This is a genomic window from Rhodococcus sp. 05-2254-6 (assembly GCF_002258565.1).
Classification (GTDB): Bacteria; Actinomycetota; Actinomycetes; order Mycobacteriales; family Mycobacteriaceae; genus Rhodococcoides.
In genome coordinates, this window is record NZ_NOZF01000016.1 from 35,767 (window position 1) to 60,403 (window position 24,637).

The 24,637-nt window shown below is 65.7% G+C and carries 27 protein-coding genes; 17 read left to right on the forward strand and 10 right to left on the reverse strand.

What is annotated here, in order from left to right:
- Positions 1–21 precede the first annotated feature (21 nt).
- Positions 22–1,662: a GMC oxidoreductase gene (locus tag CH256_RS01915; RefSeq protein ID WP_094641135.1), complete on the reverse strand. Its 1,641-nt coding sequence runs from the start codon at positions 1,660–1,662 to the stop codon at positions 22–24.
- A gap of 133 nt (positions 1,663–1,795) precedes the next feature.
- Between CH256_RS01915 and CH256_RS01920 the strand changes: the two genes are divergently transcribed.
- Positions 1,796–2,746 (forward strand): endonuclease/exonuclease/phosphatase family protein, encoded by a 951-nt coding sequence (locus CH256_RS01920; protein WP_179271966.1) that lies wholly within the window; start codon positions 1,796–1,798, stop codon positions 2,744–2,746.
- A gap of 17 nt (positions 2,747–2,763) precedes the next feature.
- On the opposite strand, the gene CH256_RS01925 is transcribed toward CH256_RS01920, so the two are convergent.
- A complete protein-coding gene (locus CH256_RS01925) occupies positions 2,764–3,138 on the reverse strand; it encodes a VOC family protein (RefSeq protein WP_068053385.1) in 375 nt (124 codons plus the stop codon).
- A 93-nt stretch (positions 3,139–3,231) separates the two neighbouring features.
- On the opposite strand from CH256_RS01925, the gene CH256_RS01930 reads away from it, so the two are divergent.
- A complete protein-coding gene (locus CH256_RS01930; protein WP_179271967.1) occupies positions 3,232–4,200 on the forward strand; it encodes an MsnO8 family LLM class oxidoreductase in 969 nt (322 codons plus the stop codon).
- On the opposite strand, the gene CH256_RS01935 is transcribed toward CH256_RS01930, so the two are convergent.
- Positions 4,176–5,075, reverse strand: a complete 900-nt coding sequence (locus CH256_RS01935; protein WP_068053390.1) for a LysR family transcriptional regulator — start codon at positions 5,073–5,075, stop codon at positions 4,176–4,178. The genes CH256_RS01930 and CH256_RS01935 overlap by 25 nt on opposite strands.
- 130 nt (positions 5,076–5,205) lie before the next feature.
- Between CH256_RS01935 and CH256_RS01940 the strand changes: the two genes are divergently transcribed.
- Positions 5,206–6,528, forward strand: a complete 1,323-nt coding sequence (locus CH256_RS01940; RefSeq protein WP_094668719.1) for an NAD(P)/FAD-dependent oxidoreductase — start codon at positions 5,206–5,208, stop codon at positions 6,526–6,528.
- Here the strand turns inward: CH256_RS01940 and CH256_RS01945 are convergent.
- The 3 genes from CH256_RS01945 to CH256_RS01955 all read right to left on the reverse strand — a co-directional run bounded on the left by CH256_RS01945 (position 6,525) and on the right by CH256_RS01955 (position 9,081).
- The gene (locus CH256_RS01945; RefSeq protein WP_068053396.1) at positions 6,525–7,178 is read right to left on the reverse strand and encodes a response regulator transcription factor; all 654 of its coding nucleotides are present in this window, start codon (positions 7,176–7,178) and stop codon (positions 6,525–6,527) included. The two genes, CH256_RS01940 and CH256_RS01945, sit on opposite strands and share 4 nt — an antisense overlap.
- Positions 7,175–8,425 carry a sensor histidine kinase gene (locus tag CH256_RS01950; RefSeq protein WP_179271968.1) on the reverse strand — a complete coding sequence of 417 codons (1,251 nt, stop codon included), beginning with the start codon at positions 8,423–8,425 and terminating at the stop codon, positions 7,175–7,177. The genes CH256_RS01945 and CH256_RS01950 overlap by 4 nt, the downstream gene beginning before the upstream one ends.
- A gap of 80 nt (positions 8,426–8,505) precedes the next feature.
- Complete coding sequence (locus CH256_RS01955; RefSeq protein WP_094668734.1) at positions 8,506–9,081, reverse strand: hypothetical protein; 576 nt, start codon at positions 9,079–9,081, stop codon at positions 8,506–8,508.
- Positions 9,082–9,262: 181 nt separating this feature from the next.
- Here CH256_RS01955 and CH256_RS01960 point away from each other — a divergent pair, with 181 nt between their 5' ends.
- The 3 genes from CH256_RS01960 (at position 9,263) to CH256_RS01970 (ending at position 12,257) form a co-directional block, all read left to right on the forward strand.
- A complete protein-coding gene (locus CH256_RS01960) occupies positions 9,263–10,594 on the forward strand; it encodes a hypothetical protein (RefSeq protein WP_094668721.1) in 1,332 nt (443 codons plus the stop codon).
- A complete protein-coding gene (locus CH256_RS01965) occupies positions 10,591–11,994 on the forward strand; it encodes an outer membrane protein assembly factor BamB family protein (RefSeq protein WP_094668722.1) in 1,404 nt (467 codons plus the stop codon). Before CH256_RS01960 ends, CH256_RS01965 begins: the two co-directional genes overlap by 4 nt.
- Before the next feature lie 62 nt (positions 11,995–12,056).
- Positions 12,057–12,257 carry a hypothetical protein gene (locus tag CH256_RS01970; RefSeq protein WP_068053408.1) on the forward strand — a complete coding sequence of 67 codons (201 nt, stop codon included), beginning with the start codon at positions 12,057–12,059 and terminating at the stop codon, positions 12,255–12,257.
- Between the two features lie 17 nt (positions 12,258–12,274).
- Here CH256_RS01970 and CH256_RS01975 read toward each other — a convergent pair whose 3' ends face one another.
- Complete coding sequence (locus CH256_RS01975; RefSeq protein WP_094668735.1) at positions 12,275–12,799, reverse strand: SixA phosphatase family protein; 525 nt, start codon at positions 12,797–12,799, stop codon at positions 12,275–12,277.
- Positions 12,786–13,328 carry a GtrA family protein gene (locus tag CH256_RS01980; RefSeq protein WP_094668723.1) on the reverse strand — a complete coding sequence of 181 codons (543 nt, stop codon included), beginning with the start codon at positions 13,326–13,328 and terminating at the stop codon, positions 12,786–12,788. Before CH256_RS01980 ends, CH256_RS01975 begins: the two co-directional genes overlap by 14 nt.
- A gap of 62 nt (positions 13,329–13,390) precedes the next feature.
- Here CH256_RS01980 and CH256_RS01985 point away from each other — a divergent pair, with 62 nt between their 5' ends.
- On the forward strand, positions 13,391–14,584 hold the full coding sequence (locus CH256_RS01985) for an MFS transporter (RefSeq protein WP_094668724.1): 1,194 nt from the start codon (positions 13,391–13,393) through the stop codon (positions 14,582–14,584).
- On the opposite strand, the gene CH256_RS01990 is transcribed toward CH256_RS01985, so the two are convergent.
- Positions 14,563–15,168, reverse strand: coding sequence for a TetR/AcrR family transcriptional regulator (locus CH256_RS01990; RefSeq protein WP_094668725.1), 606 nt, complete (start codon positions 15,166–15,168; stop codon positions 14,563–14,565). The genes CH256_RS01985 and CH256_RS01990 overlap by 22 nt on opposite strands.
- 66 nt (positions 15,169–15,234) lie before the next feature.
- Between CH256_RS01990 and CH256_RS01995 the strand changes: the two genes are divergently transcribed.
- From CH256_RS01995 to CH256_RS02005, 3 genes are all read left to right on the forward strand, one after another.
- Positions 15,235–15,876: a GAP family protein gene (locus CH256_RS01995; protein WP_143536500.1), complete on the forward strand. Its 642-nt coding sequence runs from the start codon at positions 15,235–15,237 to the stop codon at positions 15,874–15,876.
- Positions 15,877–15,910: 34 nt separating this feature from the next.
- Complete coding sequence (locus tag CH256_RS02000) at positions 15,911–16,162, forward strand: hypothetical protein (protein ID WP_094668727.1); 252 nt, start codon at positions 15,911–15,913, stop codon at positions 16,160–16,162.
- 106 nt (positions 16,163–16,268) lie between these two features.
- The gene (locus CH256_RS02005) at positions 16,269–17,216 is read left to right on the forward strand and encodes a CPBP family intramembrane glutamic endopeptidase (protein WP_256989331.1); all 948 of its coding nucleotides are present in this window, start codon (positions 16,269–16,271) and stop codon (positions 17,214–17,216) included.
- Here the strand turns inward: CH256_RS02005 and CH256_RS02010 are convergent.
- Positions 17,206–17,652, reverse strand: a complete 447-nt coding sequence (locus CH256_RS02010; protein ID WP_256989332.1) for a GNAT family N-acetyltransferase — start codon at positions 17,650–17,652, stop codon at positions 17,206–17,208. The genes CH256_RS02005 and CH256_RS02010 overlap by 11 nt on opposite strands.
- A 136-nt stretch (positions 17,653–17,788) precedes the next feature.
- On the opposite strand from CH256_RS02010, the gene CH256_RS02015 reads away from it, so the two are divergent.
- The 7 genes from CH256_RS02015 (at position 17,789) to CH256_RS02045 (ending at position 24,604) form a co-directional block, all read left to right on the forward strand.
- Entirely contained in the window at positions 17,789–19,891 is a 2,103-nt protein-coding gene (locus tag CH256_RS02015) for an HNH endonuclease signature motif containing protein (protein ID WP_094668728.1), read from the forward strand.
- 151 nt (positions 19,892–20,042) lie between these two features.
- Positions 20,043–20,594, forward strand: coding sequence for a biotin transporter BioY (locus CH256_RS02020; protein ID WP_176460393.1), 552 nt, complete (start codon positions 20,043–20,045; stop codon positions 20,592–20,594).
- Positions 20,591–21,718, forward strand: a complete 1,128-nt coding sequence (locus CH256_RS02025; RefSeq protein ID WP_094668729.1) for an AMP-binding protein — start codon at positions 20,591–20,593, stop codon at positions 21,716–21,718. The genes CH256_RS02020 and CH256_RS02025 overlap by 4 nt, the downstream gene beginning before the upstream one ends.
- Positions 21,715–22,866 carry a thiolase family protein gene (locus CH256_RS02030; protein WP_094668730.1) on the forward strand — a complete coding sequence of 384 codons (1,152 nt, stop codon included), beginning with the start codon at positions 21,715–21,717 and terminating at the stop codon, positions 22,864–22,866. Before CH256_RS02025 ends, CH256_RS02030 begins: the two co-directional genes overlap by 4 nt.
- A 10-nt stretch (positions 22,867–22,876) precedes the next feature.
- Positions 22,877–23,557, forward strand: coding sequence for an energy-coupling factor ABC transporter ATP-binding protein (locus CH256_RS02035; protein ID WP_068053457.1), 681 nt, complete (start codon positions 22,877–22,879; stop codon positions 23,555–23,557).
- Positions 23,554–24,180, forward strand: coding sequence for an energy-coupling factor transporter transmembrane component T family protein (locus CH256_RS02040; RefSeq protein WP_094641153.1), 627 nt, complete (start codon positions 23,554–23,556; stop codon positions 24,178–24,180). Before CH256_RS02035 ends, CH256_RS02040 begins: the two co-directional genes overlap by 4 nt.
- On the forward strand, positions 24,161–24,604 hold the full coding sequence (locus CH256_RS02045; protein WP_256989333.1) for an AMP-binding protein: 444 nt from the start codon (positions 24,161–24,163) through the stop codon (positions 24,602–24,604). Before CH256_RS02040 ends, CH256_RS02045 begins: the two co-directional genes overlap by 20 nt.
- Positions 24,605–24,637 lie beyond the last annotated feature (33 nt).

The window sequence follows — 24,637 nt, forward strand, 5'->3', positions numbered from 1 at the left end:
GGGTCTACCCACTTCGGACGGTCAGCGACCGTCGGCGATGATCTGCGCGACGTTGCGTTCGGCCAACGCGGTGATGGTGAGCGACGGGTTGGCGGCTCCGGTGCTACCGGGGATCAGGGCACCGTCTACGACGTAGAGCCCGGGGTGACCCTTCACCCGCCCGTAGTTGTCGGTGGCGTCGCCCAGTACCGCGCCGCCGAGTGGGTGGGCGGTGAAGGTGTCGTCGACATCGCGGGTGAACGGTTCGGCTGCGACGACGGTACCGCCGGCCTGAGCCATCCGATTCTGCACTGCGCGCAGGGCTTCCACGGTGTCGCGGCTGCCCCCCTTCGGCCAGTTGAGGGTCAATGTGTCTGTGGCGGAATCGAATCCGAAGTTTCCACGCAGGGGGTCGATGGTCATGCCGAGGGAGCCGATGAAACCGAGATTCACCGGAACGCCCGGCACGTACCAGTTCTCGACGGTCAGTGGCAGTCCTGAGTCGTCGACGATGCGGGATGCGCACGGCGCACCCTGCGGCCCGGCCGACATCGGCCCCAGTGACCGCGTCATCGACGCGTCGCCGTTGGTGCCCCATCCGGTGCCGACGAATTCGTTGAGGTTCGCCAGCGCACCGGTGGTGCGGGCGCGCATCAGCAGCTCGGTGGTGCCGATGGACCCGGCTCCGAGGACGAGGGTGTCGCAGGTGAGTGTGCGTGTCTCGAGTACGGTGCCGAACGGGTCGAGGCGTTCGATCTCGACGCGGTAGCGCCCGCCGGATTCTGTGCCGATCGCCGCGACGCGATGGCTGTGACATACCGTCGCGTTGCCGGTGGCCTCGGCCTGGGGGATGTAGTTCTGGGTCAGGTCGTGCTTGGCACCGTTGGAGTTGCCGAAGGTGCTCGCGCCGACGGTCGCGGACGGCCTCGAGCGGCCGCCGATCTCGTCGCGGACGACGTTCCAGTTCCAGTTGCCGTCCACTGCCTGCGGGGTGAAGCCGGCCCGCCTGGCGTGGTCGTCCCAGGTGCGTGAGTGTGCGAAGTTCGGGCTGTTGTAGACGTCCTCGGGCATCGCCGACGGCCGGAGCATCGAGCGCGCCTTGGGGTACCAGGTGGCGGCCATCTCGTCGTAGTTCAGTCGTCGGCCGAAGGAGAGGTCGAAGAACTTCTTGTCGGGGGCGATGGTGACGCCGGTGTAGACGATCGAGCCGCCGCCGACGGCAGCGCCGCGCCAGACGGAGAGGTTCTCGTAGCGGGTGGTGTCGAGGACGCCGCCGAACAGGTCGACCGGCCCGACGGGCATGCCGGTGATGTTGGTGAACGAGCTCTGCTGCCACAGTCCGCGTCCGTCGGCGGTCATATCGGCGGTGAAGATCTCGCGCCACGGATCACGTGGCCAGCGCAGTCCGCGTTCGAGGACGGTGACCTGGGTGCCGGCCTGCGCCATGCGGAGGGCGGCGGCGCTGGCACCGAAGCCGGAGCCGATGACGATCACGGGTGAGTGGTCCGGTGGGCGCGGGGGGTCGGCGAACAGCTCGGGAACCAGTGCTCGGATGCCTTCGGCACCGATCGGCAGCGCGCCTGCTGTGGCGGAGCCCGGCATTGCGGCCGAGTTCAGGACCGGAGCGGCGGCAGCGCCGAGCATTCCGGCAGCGGCCAACCGCAGCAGTTGCCTTCGGTTCACGGAAAGTCCCCCTACTTGACTCACGGACAGCGTTGTCGATTCTGTCGTGTTTGCGGCGAGAAAGCGAACAGTTCGGTCGGTCTCGAGGATGCTTCCCAGCTCGGCCTCAGGTTTGCCTGTAAGACTTCCGCTCATGGTTTCGGCATCGTTGGCCCTGTTACTGCTCTTCGCAGCGGTACTCGGCATCGTGGCGCACCTCGTCGACGCGCGGGGGCAGGCGATGCTCGTTGCCGCGTCTTTGGCACATGTCCTCATGCTCGCCGCGGTGCCCGGCACTGCACTCGCGGCCGTGGCGTTCGGGTGGTGGGGGCTGGCTGCGGGGGCGGCTGTACTGACGGGTGCCATCGCAACGCAGCTGCCGCTGCAGAGGCACCGTCCACTACACAGACACCGCTCCCGGACGACGACCGAGGCACCGACTCTGACGGTCCTGCACGCCAACATCTGGCTGGGACAGGCCGATCTCGACGCGTTGGTTGCGCTGGTCGAGCAACACCGCCCGGACGTGCTCACCCTCGTAGAACTGACGCCCGAGGCCGAGGCCCGTCTTCGCCCGAGACTGTCCGGCTCGTTGCCGCACGCGTACGTCAGCGCCGCCCCCGGCGGCGAAGGTACCGGCATCTACAGCCGCTTCCCGCTCGTCGACGAGCAGCGGCACGACGGTTTTGTCACCGAATTGCTCTCTGCACGGGTGGAGATGCCGGGTCGGCCGCTGGTGTTCGCGGTTCACCCGGTGCCGCCGTGGCCGCGGGAGCCGTCCGAGTGGGTTCGCGAGCTCGCGCTGCTGCGTCAACTACTGGCCAAGATCCCCGTCGACGACGGTCCCGTGGTGGTGGCCGGCGACTTCAATGCGACGCAGGATCATCGGCGGTACCGAGATCTACAGGACGGCCGGTTCGTCGATGCCGCGGTGGCCACGGGAGCCGGCATGCTCAGGACCTATCCGGCGCACACCTGGTACCCACCCGTCATCGCCATCGACCATGTTCTGGTGGCGGACATGGCGGTTCGATCGGTCGAGGCGGTGACGATCACCGGTTCCGATCACCGCGGCATCCTGGCTCGGCTGCAGTTCCGGCACTAGGTTCAGGGCTGCGCGGTTCAAGGCTGTGCGGGCAACTGCTGCACCGACCACTTGTTGCCGTCGGGGTCGGCGAAGTACACGAACGTGCCCCAGCCCTCGTCCTTGGGCGCATCGATGGTCAGACCCGACGAGGTGAGGTACTCGTAGGCCTCCTGGACGTCGTCCACGACCATCAGAATCCCCGCTCCCTTGCCCGGCTCGGCGTCGGTGATGCCCTCGCCGATCGCGATGGAGCACGCCGAGCCCGGGGGAGTGAGTTGGACGTACCGGATGCCGTCCCACGGCCGTGCGTCATGGTCGGCGTGGAAGCCGATCGAGACATAGAAGTCCTTGGCGCGATCGACGTCGGTGACGGCCAGGGTGACGAGTTCGATCTTCATGGTGAGGTTCATGGAGCAATGGTGAGCGCTTTTGCGGACACATTCGGTCCGCTATGAACGAACACTTCGAGAAATATGCCCGACGCCTCGTCGGTTGACATATCCGTGTTCTTCTCACTGCTCGACAGATCCCGCACTCGATCCGGAATGGACGACACCTCGGCGCTGCGGCATACCGTCGAACGAGCGGTGCATGCGGAGGAGATGGGGCTACACCGGTTCTGGGTGGCCGAGCATCACGGCGTTCCCGGTATCGCGTCGGGCGCGCCTGCGGTGCTTGCTGCGGGGGTGGCGTCGCGCACCTCGCGCATTCGCGTCGGATCCGGCGGGGTGATGCTGCCCAATCATCAGCCCCTGATCGTGGCCGAGCAGTTCCTGATGTTGGAGTCCCTCTTTCCGGGCCGAATCGACCTCGGAGTCGGCCGCTCCCTCGGATTCACCGAACCGGTCCGCGCAGCATTGCGCCGAGACCGTGACGCGCCCGACACGTTCGAGTCCGACATCGCCGAATTGCGTTCGTATCTGGACGGTTCGGCACCGGTGACGGCCCGCCCTGCCACCGCTGCTCCACCGGTGTTCGTCCTCGCCACCGGAGCCGGTCTCGAGGTGGCCGCTCGCGCCGGGCTTCCGGTGGTCGTCGGTGGACCGGTGCTGCAGAAGGATCATCCGTTGGCGTTGTATCGCAAGCACTTTAGGCCCACGCCCTCGAATCCCGAACCGTACGTGATCATCTCGCTCGACGTGACGATCGCAGCCGACGCCGAGGATGCACGTAGGTTGGCCGTGCCGGAGGCATGGGCGATGGCCAGGTCCAGGCGCGAGGGCGAGTTCCCAGCTCTGGAACGAGCGTCTGCGATCGACGAATCGCAGTGGACGCCGCAGACACGGAACCGAATCGAGGCGTCGTTGGCGTCGAGCATCCTCGGCACGATCGGGCAGGTCCGTTCTCGGTTGGAGGAGGTTGTCGAGCGCACCGGCGCGAACGAGATCATGGCCTCGACGTCGACGTACGATCGCGCCGAATTGTTCGACGCCGATGCCGCGTTCGCTCAGCTCGCAGGGGTGGCGGGCTGAACCGGTGCTGTCGCAGCCAGGGCCGCCACGAGGTCGCGCTGGATATCGGTGGCGGGCACGGTCGCGTCGACGACGGCCGAGACCGGGAGCCGCAGCCTGCGGTCGGCTTCGGTGCGGAAGACCAGGCCGGTCTTGGGGGTGCTGTCGGCGGTGCTGGCGTACAGGATGGACCAGCATTGCGGGTTCTTGAGGAGCTCGGCGCTGGCGGTGTGATCGGACGCCACGGGTGGGCCGAAGCTCAATGGCAGCCCGCTGCGCTTCATCTCGCGTTCGATCACCCGGTGCAACAGGATCTGCTCGCTCCGTTTGGGAAGTAGCAGGGGGTAGCCGGCGAGCTGGCTCAGGCTCGGGTTGTCCTCCCCCGCCAGAGGATGACCCTCGGGGAGTACGACGACGAGGTCCTCGGTCCACAGTTCGGTCACATGGAGACCGGAGCGTTCGACGCTGCCGCGGATCAGCGCCACCTGGCAGTCGCCGGATGTCACCGCTTCGATCTGTTCTGCGAATCGTTTCAGCACGAAGTCGATCTCGGCGTCGGGATGACGCTCGCGGACCGCGACGATGGCGGAGATGGCGTTGGCTGCGAACGTCATGTTTCCGGTCAGGCGCAGCTGATTCCGCTTGCGCGTCGTCAGTGCCAGGGCGGCCTGCTCGAGCTCCACCATGTGCCGGGCAATGGAGACCAATTGTGCTCCGACAACGGTCAATCGAACGGTACGAGAGGTCCGCTCGAACAGCGGCTCACCGATTTCTCGTTCAAGCTTGGAGATCTGCAGACTGATCGCCGATTGCGAGACGTAGCAGCGTTCGGCAGCGCGTGAGAAGTTCAGTTCCTCGCCGACCGCGAGGAAGTACTTCAGCTGCCGCAGTTCCATGTAGACATCCAATCATGAGTTCTGCTCATAGATGCTATTTCAACTTCCGCGTTGATAGAGCATCGCGGTCGGAGTTTCATGGAGGTAGTTCTTCGTAGAGGAAAAGACTCGAGCCGAAAAGGAAAGTGCTGTGCAAACGTACGACGTCGTCATCGTGGGATCGGGATTCGGAGCATTGGCTGCCGCCAAGTCTCTGGGCAAGGCCGGTGTGACGTTCTCGCTGATCTCCAGCACCACCGAACACCTCTTTCAGCCGCTTCTCTACCAGGCCGCCACCGGAATGCTCTCGACGGGTGAGATCGCCCCTCCGATCCGGCGGATCCTCGCGCAGTACGACTCGGCGGACGTGCGTCTCGGACGCGTCGTCGATGTCGATCCCGCGAATCACCAGGTCACCTACATCGGTGCCGGACAGAGCCACACCATCGGCTTCGGTCGATTGATCGTCGCCACGGGTGCCACGCAGGCGTACTTCGGGCGCGACGAATTCAAGGACCGCACGTTCGCGCTCAAGACCGTGGACGACGCGATCGCTCTGCGTGAGCAGATCCTGAGCTGCTACGAAACTGCGCACCTGACAGCCGATTCGGCTGCTCGCAAGGAATTGCTGAGCTTCGTCGTTGTCGGTGCAGGCGCGACGGGTGTCGAATTGGCCGGCCAGATCAGGGATCTCGCGCACCGCTATTTCGCCGGCTCGTTCCCCGACATCGACCCGAGCGGCGTCACCGTCACCCTCGTCGACGGAGTCAAGGAAGTTCTGCCCGCATTCGGCGGCAAGCTCAGCGCGTACGCCCGCACGAAGCTCGAGAAGTCCGGCGTCGACGTCGTCACCGGAGCCATGGTCACCGACATCGCCGACGACGTCGTCACGGTGCAGGATGTCGACACCAAGACCTCGCGTACCTACCCGGCCAAGACTGTCATCTGGTCGGCAGGCGTTCAGGCCAGCGATCTCGCGGCCACGATCGCCGAGCGCACCGGGTGCGAGACCGACCGTGCCGGACGCCTTCTCGTGCACGACGATCTGACGGTCGGCTCGGCGAAGGACATCTACGCGATCGGCGACGTGACGTCGCTGCACAAGCTCCCCGGACAGTCGCCGGTGGCGATGCAGCAGGGCAGGCACGTGGCGAAGATGATCATCGGAAAGGTCGACGCGGGAACACCGTTCGAGTACACCGACAAGGGCAGTATGTCGATCGTCGGCCGGTTCAGTGCGGTGGCGCGACTGTTCGGCAAGGTCGACATGTCGGGCCCGATTGCCTGGCTCATGTGGCTCGCGGTGCACCTGATGTACCTGGTCGGCTTCCGGAACCGCTACGTCGCGGTGGTGTCGTGGATGACCTCGTACATCGGCGACAAGCGCCCGCACTTTCAGTACACCGACCACTCTGCCTCGCTGGTGGAGCGCGCCGATGAGACCGCGGATGACGAGGAGCAAAAGGCAGCCTAGCTGCTCACCAGGCCGTTGCGGTAGGCCCAGATCACCACGTGCACTCGGGTTTTCACGTCGAGTTTGCGGCAGATGTTACCGATGTGGGTCTTCACCGTGCTCTGTTCGAGTTGCAGTTCCCGCGCGATCTCGTTGTTGCCCAGGCCCTGCGCCAGTAGTTGCACCACTTCCATTTCTCGCAGGCTCAGGTCGTGTTGCGGCGGAACGGAGTTGGGCCGACTCGGCGCGCCGCGGCGGGCGAACTCGGTCATCAGGCGCGGGGTCAGTCGAGGAGAGAGCACCGCTCCGCCGCAGGCGACGGTGACCACCGCGTCGGCGAGTTCGTCGGGATCGGTGTCCTTGAGCAGGAAGCCCGACGCCCCGGCATCGAGGGCAGCGAACACGTACTCGTCGAGGTCGAACGTGGTGACGACGATGACGCGAACGTTGTCGAACTGCGCCAGTATCTCGCGCGTTGCGGTCAGCCCGTCACCGTTCGGCATCCTGATGTCCATCAGCACGACGTCCGGTTTCAGGGTCGATACCTGTTGCACGGCATGTCTTCCCGAGTGCGCGTGCCCGACCACTTCGATGTCGGGATGGCCCGCCAGGAACAGCTCGAATCCCTGCCGAACCACGGGTTGATCGTCCGCGATCAGAACGGTGATCATGCCGGCACCTCCTGCGCCCGAGAGATCTTTCCGCCGACGGGCAGTCGAGCGTGCACGGTCCACGTCGTTCGGTCGTCGGAAAATCCGGCGTCGAGGGTCCCGCCGAGTAGAGCGGCCCGCTCCCGCATACCCGGAATGCCGAATCCCTGTCCTGTGGACTCGCGCTGCTCTGTCTCGTCCGACGGCATCGTGTTGGTGACGGTCACCTCGACGGCCGACGAACCCACGGTCACCTGCACGCGCACAACGCAGTTCGGCGCATGGACTCGGGCATTGGACAACGCTTCCTGAACGACGCGGTAGCACGTCAGTTGCACGGCGCTGTCGGTATCTTCTTTGTCTGCCACGATGCTCGTCTCGACGCGCTCGAAAGAGATTCGAGACTGTTCGATCAGTTCGGCGATGTCGGAGATCATCGGTTGCGGTGCAGTGTCGGTGTCGAAGCTGAGGTCGGTGTCGAAGCTGTAGGCCGTGTCGCTCGGTCGCAGGATGCCGACGATCTGGCGCAGGCTGTCGAGGGTGCGCTGGCCGTGTCCGATTGCGCCGGTGAGTAGTTCGCGTGCCTGCTCGGGGTTGCTCGGGATGAGGGTCTTCGATGCTTTGGCTTGGATGAGCATGCCGGTCAGGTGGTGAGCCGCAACGTCGTGGAGTTCGCGCGCCATGGCTTTTCTCTCGTTGTCCAGCGCCGCGTCGAGCTGCTGTCGGTGTTCGATCTCGGCTCGGCGGAGGGCAGCCTCGTTCTCGAGCTCCTGGGCTCTGTTCCGTGCGATGTACTTACCCAGAGCGATGAGCACCGTGTAGTTGACGGCGAGGTTCACGACCTGCTCGGCCACCACCCCGATCGTGCCACCGGGTCCGGCTGCGGCATCGGGAAAGGACAGTCGGGTGTCGACGCTGACGACGGTCTCGAGGATGAGGCCGACGGCGAGGGGAGCGAACAGGCGTGGCCCGGTCACTCGAATTGCCAACGCGGCGATCGCAAACCAGTACAGCGGGGTGAATCCGAGGGTGCGGTCCGGCAGAACCAGAATCAGCGCGACGCTGATCGCAACCACCGACAGGTACGACACGACGGGAAACGATCGGCGCACACACGTCGCGGCGGTCATCGCCAGCAGGGCAGCGATACCCACTGCGATCAGGGTCGGGCTGCGGACGAGTTCGTCTCTGGTGTCACCGACCATGCCGGTGGAGAGTTGGAATCCGGCGTAGACGAGCGTGGCCAGGAACATTTCGAGCGGCAGCACCACTGGATTTCGCGGTCGCCAGGCGGGTCGAAACCTGCGCAGTGTCTTGGAACCAGCCAGTGTCCTGGAACCTCCCACCATCAGAGTCGACTCCTTTCTCCTGCCGCATCTTTCGAGCTCGAGTTGTGCTTGCCGGCCACCCACAGCGGTCCGGTGACGAACCAGAAGAACGTGATGACTCCGAGTGGCTGGATCACGGTCTTCAGTGCCGCTGCCTGCTCCGAGTCTGCCACGGTGTACGCGAGGCCGTACGTGATCACCAGTGCGATAGTCGCGGCGACCAACCACTTCACGAATCCGCGGATCTCGTTGCGGTAGGCCTGCGGACCGGTCTTCGGGGCCTTGACCGGTGCGGGTCCACCGGCAAATCGGTGTGCGAAGCGTACGTCGAGCCAGGCGAGAGTGGAGTGCGCGAACACGACGGTCCATCCGAGGTAGATGCCGGCGAGGCGGTGTGCGAATTCGACGTCTCCGCCGCGGTGCAGATCGAGCGCCACCGCCCCAATCAACACGAGGTCGAGGGCCGGGAGCAGGGCGAGCGTGATGGTGCTGGCGCGTCGCATGCGTGCCAGGTAGCGCAGGCACAGGCCGCCGATCACCAGAGCCCAGAAGCCGATCTCGCAGATCGCGATAGTGAGCAGAATCGGATTGTCCATGGACCCGATCTCACCGCAGCCGACGTGCACGCGATACCCCCGCGGAGGCGTCGTCGCTGGTGGTTCGGCCGAAGGTACGACGCTGCGCTCCACCGAAAGTCGTAGCTCGACCGAAGGCCGATAGCTCCACCGAAAGTCGTGGAGCGTCGAGTCTTGTGAACGGCAGGCTAGGCTTCTCGCCGTGATAGACCTCGACGCGTTGCACCTCGGAGCGCTCGGGCGTCAACCGAAGATTTTCTGGGTCTTCGTCGCTGTCGCTGTGGTCGCGGCGGGAGTCATCGTGGTGGATTCACGCGCGTCCGGTCCTGCGGACGTCGCGTTGCCGGATACGCCTGCGTCGAGCGGGTTCAGCGCGTCGAACTACGACCAGGGTGAGTCGTCGACCACGATTCCGGGGTGTGATGCCGTCGTCGTTCCCGAGTCCGGGGAATTCTCAGGGGCGTACTTCCGCCTCGAGGGAGGACGCTACGACCACCCCCGTTATCCATGGTTCTCCGGGCGCAAAGCTACTGCGCTGTCCGATGCGCTTGTTTCTGCGTTGCCGGCCGAGACCGCCGTCGAGTTCGCAACACCCGGTACGTTCGCGTTCGGTGCCGAATCCGCGTTTCGATTCGGTCCTGTCCAAGGTCCCACGTCCGATAGCTCTGTCGGCGATGGTCCGACGGATGATCTGTCGATGTTCGCGAGCTCCACTGCCGCCGGGTTGCTGATTCGCAACGGCAGGGGTGCCGACGTGACGGTGACGATCTCGAAGTCGACTGCCGGTGTACCGCCCTGTGTCGGTGGCAGTCTCGATCGCAGGCAGGTCGCAGCCGACGGTACGGTCGTGGACACGAAAGAGTCCACCGGCGAAGACGGTGGTAGAACAGCGGTGGTCAGGACGGCGACTGCATACGCATCCGATGGAACGACGTTGCAGGCCAACGCAAGCCAGTTCGTGTCTTCGGACGAAGCAGTGTCCATGAGCGACCTGATCTCCCTGGTGTCGTCGAGCGAGCTGCGAATCGGTGCAGCGGTGCCGGACGGAACCCGACCCCCTCCTCTGCCGTGTGACACGCGAGTTGGGTCGCAGGATGGACCAGCGGTGACTCGCGCCGACGCAGACCGTATCGGTCGCGCTCTGGACCAGGCTCGAATCCGCGCGCTTCGGGCCGTGATCGCGCTCGAGCAGCCGCTGGCACCGATGCAACGGAGTTCGTTGTCCCACGACTCGTTGTGTGCAGCCGGGACAATTCTGACGCCAGGATCGGAAGGTGTTGTGACCGTAGCGATCACGGGTGGACAGCCGCTCCCGGAAATTCCCGACGCATATGACCCGACGGCTGATCGATCGGTCGACACCGTGCGCCTGCCCGACAGATCGATGTCCGAGAGATCGAAGCGCGGCGTCAGGACCGTGACTGTGACCCGGCCGTCGGGCACTCGTGTCCGTATCTCGTCGACATCGGCGGGCGAGCTCGTCACGGTCGGCAATCTCGAGTCCATCGCGACGGCACCGGGCCTGGACCTGTGAGCACCCGATGGCCGGTGTGGACAGCGGGAGCCGTGGCGTTGGCGACTGTCGTTGCTGCGGTGATCGTTGTCGCGCAGGACGACGACCCGGCAATCGCGACTGCCCCCTCACGGACGACCACAGCGCCGCCGACGGTTCCGCGTGCGCCGGAAGTCCAGTGGTCCAGATCTGCAGAGGCCGTCTACGGCCGCGAATTCGCGCAGTTTCGTGATCCTGGTGCAGGCGGACGGCTCAACCCCAGCGCAGCGAGATTCATCGATGCGGGCGGGGTGTATGTCGCGTCGGTGGGTCTGCCGGATCCTGCTACCGGGAATTTCGACGCTCCCGCGATGGTGGGCCTCGACGCAACGGATGGATCCACACTATGGCGGCGAGACGATCTCCGGGTGGACTCCTGTGCCGACCGGCCTTTGTCGGGATACCTCGTCTGCCTCTCCAGCACCGAGTCGGAGAATCCGGAATCGACGATCGTCACGGTGGACACCACGACCGGTGCTGGTCGTTCTGTTCGTGTGCCGCAACGTGTGTTCGCTGTGGGAACCGACGGGTTCTCGCTCTACTCGATCAGTTCTACTGTCACACAAGCAGGTTACGAGGGAACGCCGCAGCTCGCCAAGGGTTCTGTGGACGATCTCGGGCGCGATTGGGTCACCGAATTTCCCGGCGAGGCCATTTACGCGGGTATGCCGGGGCCGGTCATCACCATCGACGGAAACTACGGCCTGGGCCGGTTCGGTTCGACGGCAATAGGATTCGACTCGGTCACCGGATCGATCACGTGGTACCGGGGTTATCCCGACAGTTGCGTGTCGCAACCTTTTCGGGTGCAACCGGCACTGGTGATCATGACCGAGGCGGTGTGTACACAGTCCCAGACGTACGCCGGTACCGTCGCGCTCGCCTCGGATGGTCGAACTGTCGCCAGAGCTCCGCTGCCGGTGTATCCCTTCCTCGAGATCGACGATCCAACAGACCTGTCGCTGCCGATGGTCGTCGGTGACAGTGCGTTCGATCGGACGACCGGAACGTTTCTCTGGTCGAGCCCGCTGTTGGCGTCGACCAATGGCGTAGCTGTCGTCGGGGATGTGGTGATCGCACGTGCTCCCGGAACAGCTCATGTGACGGCATTGGATCTGAGAACCGGTTCGGTTCGGTGGGAGAACGATCCCGATGACTACTACCCGATCACGGCGTACGCCGACGGTCTCGCGTATTCCACCGTCGGCGGTACCGTGGAATCGATCGCGTTGGAAGACGGTACGACACGTCGGCGGTTGGAGATCGAGCCGACGCCGGACCCCTATGCAACGAATCGGTACCTGGCATCGTGGGTGATCGAATCCGGCGAACGTCTGGTGTATTCGTCCACAGCCACGATTGCCGTCGTCGACCGCGGGTAGCTGCTGTCGGTGCGCCTACAGTGGAAGTACGCATACAGGACATACGAAACAGGGAGTCCGCCATGGCAGGCAAGAAGATCGACAGAGTGCATGCACAGTCCGCGCTGGAGACGGTTCGAGAGAATCCCGGCATCGCGTTGATCGCCGCGGCACCGGCCTTGGTAGTGCTGGCGCTGGTGTGGTGGCTGCTCGGGTTCCCGGCAGCGCTGATCCTGTTGATCGCAGCAGGCGGTGCCGGCTACCTCTATCTCAGGAACCGCTGACTACCGGCAAGCACTGACTACTGATCGGCGCGCGGGATGCAGAACTCGGTGATCGTGGCCGAACTTGCAGCGAGGTCTGCCCACGACTTCTCGGTGGTGAGCACGGCGATTGCCGAGGTGGGGAAGCGGTGACGAACCTCGCGGGCCACGTCGGTGTCGTCGTCTGCCGCCAATTCGAGTGCGGTCCAGGGAATTCCGGGTTCGTGTCCGACGACCAGCAGTGTCGAGACGGTCACGTCGTCGAAGTACGTGTCCGCAAGGCGGATTTCGTCGATGATCTCGTCCGCGGATCCGCCGTAGATGTCTCGCTCGAATCGGGTGGGAGCGTCGCCCATGCCGGTAGCGGCCAGCGTTTCGCGGGTGCGCAGGGCCGTCGAGCACAGCACTGCATCGACGCGGCCGACGTGTTCGGTGATCCAGGCTCCGGCGAGTGCCGCCTCGCGTTGGCCGCGCGGTGCCAAGGGTCGTTCGTGATCCGGTACTCCGTCGGGGTAGCCGGATTTTCCGTGCCGCATGAGCACGAGGGTCCTAGTGGTCGCCATGCCGTCCACCGTAAACGGTCAGGGCGGCGGGGTCGGCAAGAACGTTCACCGGTTCCGGGAAGACGAACTTGCGCATCGCCCACCATCGGAATGCGGTTGCCAGCAACGTGCCGATGATGGAGCCGCTGACGAAGTCGGCGATGTTCTCGGTGAGGAAGGACACGTTCGGCGACCGCAGATCCAGCATGTAACTCGACACCCACAGCGGTAGCTGGTTGATTGCCAGGCCGGTTCCGGCGACGGCGAAGAACAGCGCTGCCTCGTGGTGACGACGTCGTCCGCCACGCGCTGTGAACGACCATTCCCGGTTGAGGATGTACGACACGATCGTCGCGATCAGCACGGCCAGAACGTTCGCTGTCACCGGCTTGTCCTGCAGGATCGTCCACTTCAGGCCGAAGAACAGTACGACGGTGACGACGAAGGTGATCGCTCCGACGATGAGGAACTTGAGGGCCTCGGCGTGCTTGACGAGGGGCTCGAGCCAGCGTTCGGGAACGCGGTCGGTGAGGCGGTCGGACACATGCATCCGATCGACGTTACCTCGAGTAACGGATCCGGCCCGCCGACGAACGATAGGCTCGCATCGATATGACTGGTGCCAGGCTGTCCGTTCTCGTCGTCTTCTTCATCAACGGCGCGGTGTTCGCGAACTGGGCTCCCCGCATTCCGGAGATTCAGAACTCACTGTCGATCGACGTCGCAACGCTCGGCCTCGCCTTGACCGGTGTCGGGCTCGGCGGGCTGGCGGCAGCCCCCGTCGCCGCTGCGTCGGTCCGACGGTTCGGCAGTCGGTGGACCATTCTCGCCTCGGGGCTGCTGTTGTGCGCGGCCTTCGTCCTGCCCGCGGTCGCAGTGTCGTGGTGGACGCTGCTTGCGGCGCTGGTACTGCTCGGCGGCGCCGATGCTGTGATGGACATTTCGATGAACGCGCAGGGTGTCCTCGTGGAGGAACGAGCGGGGAAGTCGCTGCTGAGCGGCTTCCATGCCGCCTGGAGCGTCGGTGCCGTCGTCGGGGGAGTGACCGGCGCGGCCGCGGCCGGCATCCGGATGCCGGTGGTGGCGCACTTCGGTCTTGTCGCGGTGGTGCTGATGCTCGTTCTCGTTGCCGTCGGACGGGGTCTGGTGGGTCCGGAATCGGTGGCGCTCGACGATCGCGAGGACCCGGCACCCGGCCCCGTTCTCGTACGCCCGACCGCAGCACTGGCCCTGCTGGGGGCCGTGGTGCTGCTCGCCGGGCTGATGGAGGACTTTCCGCAGTCGTGGAGCGCGGTCTACATGACGACCGAAGAGGGCGCGGGCCCGGGTTCGGCCGGTATCGCGTTCGTTGCGTTCTCGGCCGCGATGCTGATCGGTCGGTTGGTCGGGGACCGGATCGTCGACCGGTTCGGCCCGTCGACGGTGCTGAGCGGAGGCGCGTCACTGGTGGCCGTGGCTTTCCTCGTCATCCTGGGCCTGTCGGTTCTGGCCGCGGATCTACCGGTCCTGGTCATCGGGGCGTTCGCGGTTGCTGGCCTGGGCGCGAGCCCACTGTTTCCCATCGTCTTCAGCCTGGCCGGGCGGCTTCCCGGTGTGTCCTCGGCGGCGGCTATTTCGATCGTGTCGCTGGTGTCCCGGATCGGTTTTCTCGTGGCACCGTTGGCCGTCGGTCGCGTCGTGGATGCGTCGGGCTTCGGATCGGTGTTGGGTGCCATTGCCGCGGCGGGCGTCGTCGTCGCGGTGATCGGGTGGTACTACGGCCGCAGATTCCCTGTCGACTCGACTCAGGACCGCGGCTCCAGGTAAGTGCGCAACAACCGACGTACCTCCTCGGTCGCGAGTTGCTCGGGATACGTCACCGCCTGCAGCGTCAGGCCGTCGATGTAGGTATGCAGTTCGGCCGCTGCGTGTTCGTCCGCTGCGCGGTCGAAGGTGAATGCGGGAGAGTTCGGGCGGTCGAGATCGTGCAGGTGCGCCCACGCGAGCCGGCACAGGTACCGGCTGCCGAACCACCCGGCCGTCTTGAGTGCGGCGAGTCGCTCGTCGAATCTGGCACGCACGATCGCTTCCAACCACACCGACGCCTCGGCGCGGCGGTCCTCGTCGAGGGGTAGCAACTCCTCGAGGACGCGGATCGCTCGCGTCGGTCCGTCACCATCGGTCGGGTGCGCCTCCAACCGATGCACGACGCGTTGCGTCATGGCCTCGGCCGCGAACAGCACCAGTTCTCCTTGGTCGGAGAAGTAGTACCGCAGTGATCCGGGGGAGACGCCTGCCTCGGCGGCGACGCTGCGAACCGTCGCCCCGTCCATTCCCGATCGCTCGATGACGCGCCACACGGCGGCGACGATCTCCGCCCGGCGTGCGTCGTGGTCGACGATCTTCGGCATCGGTCTATTCTAGCACGAGGACATCTTTTCCACACGGCTGTGTTGAAATCCTGTTACGGTACAGCTGTGTTAATTCAGTTGGTGGGGCTCGCGCTGATGGACAGCATCGGCGTCGGGACTTTGGCGGTTCCGCTGTGGATGATGCTGCGGCCGTCGTTCCGGGTGCGTGTGGTTCTGCTGCATCTGGGTGTGCTGGGGCTGGTCTACTTCGGGGTCGGTATCTCCTTGTGGGCGGCCGCCGATGGCCTGAGTGTGGCGATTCCTGGTGATGCGTGGACTCGATTGGCGGTGGGTCTTGCGGTTCTGGTCATGGGTCTGGTCTGTGACCGCCGGCGGCGAGACTCGGGCAGCGCGTGGTGGACGCGACCTCCGAGAAATGTCAGCGCGGTAGTCGTTCTCGCCGTCGCTGTGGCAGCGGTGGAGGTGGCGACGATGCTGCCCTACTTTGCAGCGATCGACACGGTGGTCGAGTCCGGCCTGGGGTGGGGGTTCTCGGTGCTCTTGCTCGTGGCGTACGTGCTCGTGACGCTCTCACCCGCTCTCATCCTGCTCATCGCCAGAGTGTTTGCGCAGGAACGGGTTTCGTTACTCACGCCAACTCTGCTCCGGCGCGTGGATCGCTGGAGTGGGGACGTGTCGGCGACGGTGTTGCTCGTCGTGGGCGCGCTACTGGCCGCGGATGCGGCAATCGAACTGAACCTGGTCTGACCTGATTGTGGTCCGAAGCGATGGAAGGGAAGCGATGAACGCGAGAGATGTGCGCAGCATCGTCATGATTGTCGTCGGAGCTGTGCTGGCGCTGTTCTTCTGGGACCTTCGGTTCTTCTGGTTCCAGGGCGGGCCGATCGGCTGTGTTCTGGTGGTACTCGCGATGGTCGACATTTGGGAATCGCGCCGCGGCACCCCGAAGAAGGGATTGCTTGCGGAACTGCGAGACGACATCGTCGGCGGTGAGGATTCGAGCGACACACCCGAGCCTGGCCCTCGGTCGTGAGGGGCACCCCCCGGCTCGTATCGCCAGGACGGTACTGAATTCTCGGCCCGGGCGTGATAGACAAGCTGTTCGGCGGTGCTGTATCGAGCGGAATGGTGGTGGCCTGGTGACGACCGGTGTCGACGCGGGGCTTGCTGAACGCCCGTCTCGGCGTGGTCTGACCGCTGCCGGTACCGCCGTGATCGTCCTGGGTTTGGTGGCCGGTTGGGTCGTCGTCTACTTGGTCGGCCTGATGGGTGCGCTGTGGCGTTTCCGTGAGCCCGACGCGCCGGCCCCGATTCTGTCGATAGGGGATCAGTGGGCCGATCTCGCTGTCGGCGCGGCGCAGGTGGTGGTAGGTGCCGTCGCGATCGCCATCGTCTGGTTCGTTCGGCGTCGGAAGCTGCCTGCGGTGTGGCCGGCCCGCAGTGGGACCGCGTTCGAGGCTGCGCTCACGTGGTGTGCCGCGATCGGTGCCGCGTCTGCTTCGCTGCTCGTGTTGTCGCGGATGGACATCGTCCGATTCAGCTTCTCGATCCCGGCCTCGGTCGAGTCCGATTGGCTCGCAGTGGTTTCCGCTCTCGTCGTGGGTCTGCGGGAGGAACCGATCCTGGTCGCGTTGCCGGTGTTGTTGCTCATCGGCCGAGTCCCGATCTGGGCAATCATGGCGTTGTCGGGCACGATGCGGGGCCTCCTCTACATGTACTTCGGTGGAGGCGGATTTCTGTGGGCTCTGTGCTGGGGTGCCGCGGCGGTATGGGTGTTCTACCGCTACCGGCGACTGTGGGTGTTGATCGCCATCCACGGATTGGTGATGAACATCCAGGTGTTCGATCGCGTGATTCCGTCCGAGAATGCGGCGACGGTTCTGCAGTGGGTCAACATTCTGATTCTGTTCTCGGCGCTGCTGTGGTGGATCACTCCGCGTGCGCTGGAAGCTTTCCTGCCGAACACGGTGGCCGTTCGGTACGGCGATGCGACCGTCGAGACGACTCCGATGGTGGCAGAGGTGGTACTGAACCCCGAGAAGCTCGATCCCGACGAGTCCAGACGAGAACCGCCGGTCAAGCCCTGACCATGCGGGCTTCGAGGCACTCCCAGAGCGGGTCGAACTTCTCGGTGCCGTCCAGCTCGAACCGATGCTTGCGGTAGAACGCCACCGCACGATGGTTGGCCGCTGCCACCCACAGATAGGTGGATGCCTCCCGGTCGATCACGGTCGTCATGAGTTCTGTTGCGACGCCGGTGCCGTGGTGCTCGGGCACAACGTTCAGTGACCACAGTTCGGTCGGTGCCGGCGGATTGTCGTCGCGTGGTGGGCCGCCGGTGGCGAAACCGACGATGCGTGAATCACTGGTGTCGACGGCGCATCGGGTGCGCACACCGCGGCTCGACTGCTCGTCGCGGCGGGCGATGATCTGCTCCCATCGTTCGATGCGATCGCGAGGGCGTATCGCATCGAGCTTGGCGCTGTTCATCATTCCCGCGTACGTCGCCTTCCAGATTGCCACGTGCGCTCGCCCAGTTGTTCCTCGTCGCCCGGGCGGATGTCGCGGATGGTGTAGCTTGCCACCGTTGCAGTTATACCGATTCGACTCGAATTGTTCTCGGATTTTCTTGTCGTACCCCTCTCGTAGCATCGAATGCATGTTCGATACCGGGGGGTGGGGAGCGGCGGAGACGCCGCCGGTCGACGACTGCATTGCGGGGTTCCTCGACGTCATCGCGCTCAACCGTGTCAACGAGAATCTCGCTCGGGCAGCGACTGTGCTCGCGTACTGCGACGTGCTCGAGATGCGCCTCGAGGCAGCCGAAGCTGCCGGCGGAGATCCGGGTGAGACGGTCCGCGGTGCCCTGTGCGATCTGGCCGTGACGATGACGGGAACGCGCCGCGATGCGTCCGTGGTGCACGACGTCGCGGAGCGTTTGCATCGGATGCCGTTGACTGCCTTGCGTTTCGTCACCGGCAGCTTCGACTGGTCGACGGTGGTGACGATCACCTCGGTGCTGCATCGTGCCAGTGACGAGACGATCGCGAAGATCGAATACGAGGTGTGTGCGGCGGGTGGCCGGATGCGTCCGCAGGCGCTGCGCAATCGGATTTGGCGGTTGTGGATGAAGGCCGATCCGGTCGGTGCCGCAGCTGCCCGCGAGGCGGCGAAGTCCGAGGAGGTCGGCGTGCGGATCGATCGCACCGGTCCGGGCGGGATCGCGTCGCTCATTGCGAAGATCACCGATCTCGAAGCGGCAGAGGCGGATGCGCTCATCACCGAGATCGTCGGGACGGTCTGTAAGCGCGACCCACGATCGACGGGGACGCTGCGGGCCGCGGGTCTGATGGCGTTGCTGCACGGCGAGCATTCACTGGCGTGTCAGTGCGATCGCGGCGACGACTGCCCGGTGGCAGGCGCTGTCGACGACATTCCTCCTCGGCGCGGGCATCTCCTCCAGATCGTGGTGGCTGTGGAGACATTGCTGGGACTGTCCTCGGAGCCTGCGACCCTCCCCGACGGGACGCCCATCGACCCCGAAGTGGCGCGCATCGTCGCCACGGATGCGAAGTGGCAGGCGCTGCTGACCGAGCTGGTCGAGATGCTGAAGCCCGAACAGGGAAACACGGGCGACGGCGGATCGAACGGTGACGGCCGGGACGTTGACGGCCCTGACAGTGGTGGGTTGGACGGTGGCCCCGAAGGCGGCCCTGACGACGGCGGTGCTGACGACGGCGGTGCTGACGGTGGCGGTCCGGATGGCGGCGGTCCTGACGGCGGCGGTCCTGACGGCGGCGGTCCAGACGACGGTGGTTCAGCCGGTGGCGGTCCTTCGCACTCCGGCCGCGGGCAGTCGCCCCGTGACTCCGGCCCAAGTTCCGGGCACTCCGACCCCGGCCAAACCGGCTCCCACAGCGGCGGTGGGTCGGGTATGCAGTCGAGTTCGTTCGGACCGTTCTCTACGGCGGTGCCGTCGTTGTTGCGTCGGGTGGTCGGCCTGGGTCGGGTACGAGGTGCCGCCCAGCTTCCGTCTGTGCGCCTCGAGGGTGCCCACTGCCTCCCACCTGCAGCCCCGCTACTGGGGGAGGAGTCTGTCCGCGATGGGCTCGTCGCACGGTGGCTTGCATGGATTGCCGAACGGCCCGAGCGTGCTCGCGGAATCTTTCCCGACGGTCATGGCGGCGAGTCCGCTCCGTCGCGGTCTGCGGTGACGTATCTGCCAGGTGCCCGTGTCGCGGCGTTCGTTCGGGCTGCCTATCGCACGTGCACTTTCCCGAACTGCGACGTGCCGGCGGCCCGGTGTCAGATCGATCATCTGGTTCCGTTCGATCACGACGATCCCGGTCGGGGCGGCTGGACGATCGTGACCAATCTTCAGCCGGTGTGCGTGTTTCATCATCAGGCCAAGACCTCGGGGGCGTGGTCGGCGGTGATGCTCGCAGGCGGCGCGATTCTGTGGTCGAACTCGCTCGGTCTGCGCAGAGTCACGTTGCCGGAGTTGTCGATCGCGACTCCCCGCGCATCCCGCCGACGGCGAAGGGTCTCGTCGAGGCCGGGAGCGAGCCTGCTCGAACCCACCCGCTGGGAGCTCGAGTACAGCGGGTGTACACCGCCGACTCTGAACGACTGTCGTTCTGCGACAACGGATATCGACCGAAATGAGTTGGCGGAGAAGCGGCGGGCCTACCTGGAACACTGTCGCGTCGTCCATGCACGCGTCCGATACGACCGCGCCCGATACGACCCTCCGCCCTTCTGAACCACACCCGTGCCGGTGTGGCGCAGGCCGCTGGCCTGCTACCTTGAACGCCGTTCAAGTTTCTGGGGCAGGTCACCGCCCCACTCCACGAGGAGCCACCGTGTCAGATGTCGACAGCAGTACCCGCCAGCCGAGCCGTAAGGTCAGCCGAATGAACGTCTCCGCCCGCGACATGGCGCAGATCGCAGTGTTCGCAGCACTCATCGCCGCGCTCGGCCTGCCGGGATCGATCACGGTCGGGTTCTCGGGCGTCCCCATCACCCTGCAGACTCTCGGCATCATCCTGTCGGGCGCGATCCTCGGACCCCGCAAGGGCACGGCCGCGGTCCTGGTGTTCCTCGCCCTGACGATGATCGGCCTGCCGCTGCTGGCGGGCGGGCGCACCGGTCTCGCCGCCATGGCCGGGCCTACCGTCGGCTACCTCATCGGCTGGATACCGGCAGCGTTGCTGATCGGCTGGCTCACCGCCCGCATTCTCCCCAAGTACTCGATCGCGCTCGGCCTGGCGATCAACGCGGTCGGTGGCATCCTCGTCGTCTATGTATTCGGCATCGCCGGTCTGATCCTGCGCACCGACGTCGGAGTCTGGGCCGCGATCACCTCCAACGGACCGTTCCTGCCCGGCGACATCGCGAAGGTCGTCGTCGCCACCGTCGTCGCCAAGAGCGTCCACCGCGCGTACCCGGGCCTGATCAAGGCGTGACTCTCACGCTGGGAGGTCGAGGCCGCGACAACGACACCGCCATCTCCTGGGCGGGTCGCACACTCACCTACGCCGAACTCGACGCAGCCGTCGAGCAGTGGCCTCACCTCCCGGTGCACGACGCTCGATTTCACGACGCATCAGCACTGGAGCTGCCGGACGCGTTGATCTGTGTTTTCGCGGCAGCCAGGCAGGGCAGTGCGGTCCGAGTGGAGGATCCGGCCGCCCGACCCGAGCGCCCTGCGCACATCGATCCCGACGCGTTCCTGCTGGTGGCAGCCTCGGGCTCCACCGGCCGGCCGAAACCGCTCGCTCGCACGGCCGCGTCGTGGGTAGACAGCTTCCCCGAGTTCACCGACATATCCGGTATCCGCCCGACCGACACCGTGCTCGTCACCGGACCGCTGCACGCCACGATGCACCTGTTCGCCGCGGTGCACGCACTGTGGCTGGGGGCATGCGTCACCGACGATCCCGCGCAGGCCACGGCTGTCCACGCGGTGCCTGCGGTACTCCGTGACGTCCTCCGCCGGATGCCTCATGCGCGGATTGCCGTCGCTGCCGGAGCCGGGCTCGATGATGTTGCTGCGCAGACGATCTCGGCGCAAAGCGTCAGGCTGGTCGAATACTACGGCTCGGCGGAGTTGTCGCTGGTGGCGGCGAGGGTGGTGGGCGAACAATCGTCTCTGAGGCTGCTCCGGGATGTCGAAGCACGCACCGAGGACGGGTACCTGTTCGTTCGATCGCCGTACGCCGCGCTGGGTGCGCGCGATTGGTTCGGCGTCGGTGATCTGGCCGAACTGAACGGCTCCGAACTCCTCGTCCACGGCCGCGGAGATGCAGCGATCAACGTGGGCGGAACCACCGTCATCGCCGAGGACGTGGAAAGCATCCTGACCGGGCTCGACGGCGTCCGAGCTGCGGCAGCGATCGGTACACCGCACGCGGTTCTCGGCGAAACGGTCTCAGCCGTCATCGAACTCGACGGAACCCGCGACCTCGACCTGGTGCGCGCCGACGCTCGCGCAATCATGGCGAAGGAGGCGCTGCCGCGACGCTGGACGGTGGTGCAGCAGTTGCCCCGCACCGCGAGCGGCAAGATCGCCCGAAGGGCCCTGCTGTGAATGTGTCTGCTTCGTACAGCCCAGTCATCGTTGCGGCCAAACGTTCTGCGATCGGTATCGCCGGGCACGGCTTCGCCGATGTCACCGCCCCGAACCTCGCCGCGCCGGTGCTGAAAGCTGTTGCAGCAGAGATCAGTCCGCTCGATACCCCGATCGACGACGTGATTCTCGGCAACTGCCTCGGTCCCGGCGGTGATGTTGCACGAGTCTCGGCGCTGCTCGCGGGCCTCGGTGTCGGCGTTCCCGGAGTCACCGTCGATCGGCAGTGCGGGTCCGGGCTCGACGCCGTGGCGCAGGCCGCGTCGCGCATCCGCAGCGGCGACGAGACGTTGATTCTGGCCGGTGGCGTCGAATCTGCCAGCACCAGTCCGTGGCGGTTCTGGCCACCGGTCGACGGCGAAGAGCCTGTCCGCTACACCCGAGCGCCGTTCGCTCCGCCCGGCTTCGAGGACCCCGACATGGGTGTGGCAGCGGACGACCTCGCGCGAATCCGCGGTATCGGGCGCGAACGCCAAGATGCTTACGCTGCACGGTCGTTCGCGCGCGCGGCGGCCTGCGACTTCTCGGCCGAGATCGTCACCGTGAACGAGGTCGCAACCGACGAGCGCATCCGCCCCAACATGACCGCCCAGCGACTCGGCAGACTGCGCCCCACATTCACCCCAGCCGGCACGTTCACCCCAGCCGGCACGGTGACCGCGGGCAATTCGTGCGGAATATCCGACGGCGCAGCGGTTCTGGCCATCACCACCGCCGAGCGGGCAGCCGGGATGCCGGCGTTGCGCATCCTCGGCAGTGCCGTCGCCGGGTCCGACCCGGCTCTTCCCGGGCTGGGTCCGGTGCCGGCGATCGAGAAGCTGCTCGCCCGCACCGGGGTGGGCCTCTCCGACATCGAAACCATCGAAATCACCGAGGCTTTTGCGTCGGTCGTGCTCGCGGTCTCGGATGAATTGGGTCTCGACGAGGACCGCATCTGCCCACAAGGTGGAGCCATCGCGATGGGCCATCCGTGGGGAGCATCGGGCGCAATTCTGCTGGTACGGTTGGCCTCTCGAATGTTGCAACCCGGGGGTCCGGCGCTGGGACTGGCGGCCTGCGCCATCGGCGGCGGGCAAGGAATAGCGATGCTGGTGGAACGAGCGACATGAGCAGGGTCATATGAGCACAATCAAGTTCGAGAACATTTCGCACTCGTTCGGAGAACGGAAGGTGCTGCACGGCATCGACCTCGAGTTCGACGAGCGCCGTATCGGCATCATCGGCTCCAACGGTTCCGGCAAGTCGACGCTCGCGCGGATGATCAACGGTCTGATCAAACCCGATACGGGCCGCGTCACGGTCGACGGTATCGACGCCGCCAAGAAGGGTGCGCAGGTACGCAAGAAGGTCGGGTTCGTGTTCACCGATCCCGATTCGCAGATCGTGATGCCCACTGTCGCCGAGGATCTCGCGTTCTCGCTGCGCAGGTCCGGGCTGACCAAACAGCAGGTGGCCGAGCGGGTGGAGGAGATTCTCGTCCGCTTCCGTCTCGATCAGCACCGCGACCATCCGGCGCACCTGCTCTCCGGTGGACAGAAGCAACTGCTGGCGATCGGTGCCGTCCTCATCCGACGACCGGAGGTGGTCGTTGCGGACGAACCGACCACGCTGCTGGATCTGCGCAACGGACGCGTCGTCGCACAGGCTCTGGATTCGATGGATCAGCAGGTCATCGTCGTGACCCACCAACTGGCCCTGCTGGACAGCTTCGAGCGCGTCATCGTCATCGACGACGGCCGCATCGCGTTCGACGGAACCCCCGCCGCCGCGGTCCCGGCCTATCGGGAGCTGATCGGATGATCGGTCTCTACCGCCCCGGCACCTCGCTGCTGCACCGGATGAGCCCGGGATCGAAGCTGCTGGCGTTGATCTTCGCGATCCTGGGAACGGTGATCTTCGCGCGCACTCCGCTCGAGGTCGCAGCGGTGGCGCTGCTGGTCGCGGCGTTGTTCGCGGTGGCTCGCATTCCAGCGAAAGTCGCACTGGCGCAACTGCGTCCGGTGCTGTGGATGCTGCTGATCATCGGTGTCTTCCAGGTGATCATCACCACCTGGCAGCGCGCCGTCGTGGTGTGTGGGGTACTGGTGATCTCCGTTGCTCTGGCAGCTCTCGTCACCCTCACCACCCGCGTGACCGACATGCTCGATACCGTCACCCGAGCGCTCGGCCCCGTCCGCCGCTTCGGCGTCGACCCGGATCGCATCGGACTGCTCCTGGCTCTGGCCATCCGCTGCATCCCGCTGCTCGCCTCCATCGTCCAAGAGGTGTCGCAGGCCCGTAAGGCACGCGGACTGCAGTGGTCGATGACGGCGCTGGCGACGCCGGTCCTGGTGCGGGCCCTGCGCACCGCCGACGCCATGGGAGACGCCCTCGTCGCGCGCGGTGTAGATGACGATGGTGTCGATGACGATGACCACGAGTGAACTCCTCGCCGCCCGGATAGCGCGGCATTCCGACCGCCCCGAGGCAGCCGTGGTCGATGCGACCGGGGAGGTCACCTACCGCGAATTCTGGGACCGGGTGACACGCACGGCGACCGCAGTGGCAGGGATGCGTCGCATCGCGGTACTGCCGACGTCGGACATCGGGTCGTTGGTGGTCGTCGTCGCGGCGATGCATGCCGGCGTGAGTGTCGTTCTGCTGCATCGGCATTTGTTGGCTCAGGAATTCGCCGATGTCGTGGCGGTCTGCGAGCCCTCGCTGATTGTCGCGCACCCGCGTCAGCACGCGAGAGTGCACGGTTGGGGTGCAGTCGACGTGTTCGCACCCGAGGACATACCAGCCAGCCCGCCCGCGACGCTTGATTGCGCACGAACAGCTTGGGCGGACCGGTGGTTCCCGAGGTGACGCCCACGAGCAACTCGGAATTCGGTGTGGGGG

Excerpts from the sequence above, each read along its gene's own strand:
- CH256_RS01920 (WP_179271966.1), top strand. The coding sequence starts at position 1,796 with ATGGTTTCGGCATCGTTGGCCCTGTTACTGCTCTTCGCAGCGGTACTC.
- CH256_RS01925 (WP_068053385.1), bottom strand. The coding sequence starts at position 3,138 with ATGAACCTCACCATGAAGATCGAACTCGTCACCCTGGCCGTCACCGAC.
- CH256_RS01935 (WP_068053390.1), bottom strand. The coding sequence starts at position 5,075 with ATGGAACTGCGGCAGCTGAAGTACTTCCTCGCGGTCGGCGAGGAACTG.
- CH256_RS01945 (WP_068053396.1), bottom strand. The coding sequence starts at position 7,178 with ATGATCACCGTTCTGATCGCGGACGATCAACCCGTGGTTCGGCAGGGA.
- CH256_RS01955 (WP_094668734.1), bottom strand. The coding sequence starts at position 9,081 with ATGGACAATCCGATTCTGCTCACTATCGCGATCTGCGAGATCGGCTTC.
- CH256_RS01970 (WP_068053408.1), top strand. The coding sequence starts at position 12,057 with ATGGCAGGCAAGAAGATCGACAGAGTGCATGCACAGTCCGCGCTGGAG.
- CH256_RS01975 (WP_094668735.1), bottom strand. The coding sequence starts at position 12,799 with ATGGCGACCACTAGGACCCTCGTGCTCATGCGGCACGGAAAATCCGGC.
- CH256_RS01980 (WP_094668723.1), bottom strand. The coding sequence starts at position 13,328 with ATGCATGTGTCCGACCGCCTCACCGACCGCGTTCCCGAACGCTGGCTC.
- CH256_RS01985 (WP_094668724.1), top strand. The coding sequence starts at position 13,391 with ATGACTGGTGCCAGGCTGTCCGTTCTCGTCGTCTTCTTCATCAACGGC.
- CH256_RS01990 (WP_094668725.1), bottom strand. The coding sequence starts at position 15,168 with ATGCCGAAGATCGTCGACCACGACGCACGCCGGGCGGAGATCGTCGCC.
- CH256_RS02000 (WP_094668727.1), top strand. The coding sequence starts at position 15,911 with ATGAACGCGAGAGATGTGCGCAGCATCGTCATGATTGTCGTCGGAGCT.
- CH256_RS02015 (WP_094668728.1), top strand. The coding sequence starts at position 17,789 with ATGTTCGATACCGGGGGGTGGGGAGCGGCGGAGACGCCGCCGGTCGAC.
- CH256_RS02020 (WP_176460393.1), top strand. The coding sequence starts at position 20,043 with ATGAACGTCTCCGCCCGCGACATGGCGCAGATCGCAGTGTTCGCAGCA.
- CH256_RS02035 (WP_068053457.1), top strand. The coding sequence starts at position 22,877 with ATGAGCACAATCAAGTTCGAGAACATTTCGCACTCGTTCGGAGAACGG.
- CH256_RS02040 (WP_094641153.1), top strand. The coding sequence starts at position 23,554 with ATGATCGGTCTCTACCGCCCCGGCACCTCGCTGCTGCACCGGATGAGC.
- CH256_RS02045 (WP_256989333.1), top strand. The coding sequence starts at position 24,161 with ATGACGATGACCACGAGTGAACTCCTCGCCGCCCGGATAGCGCGGCAT.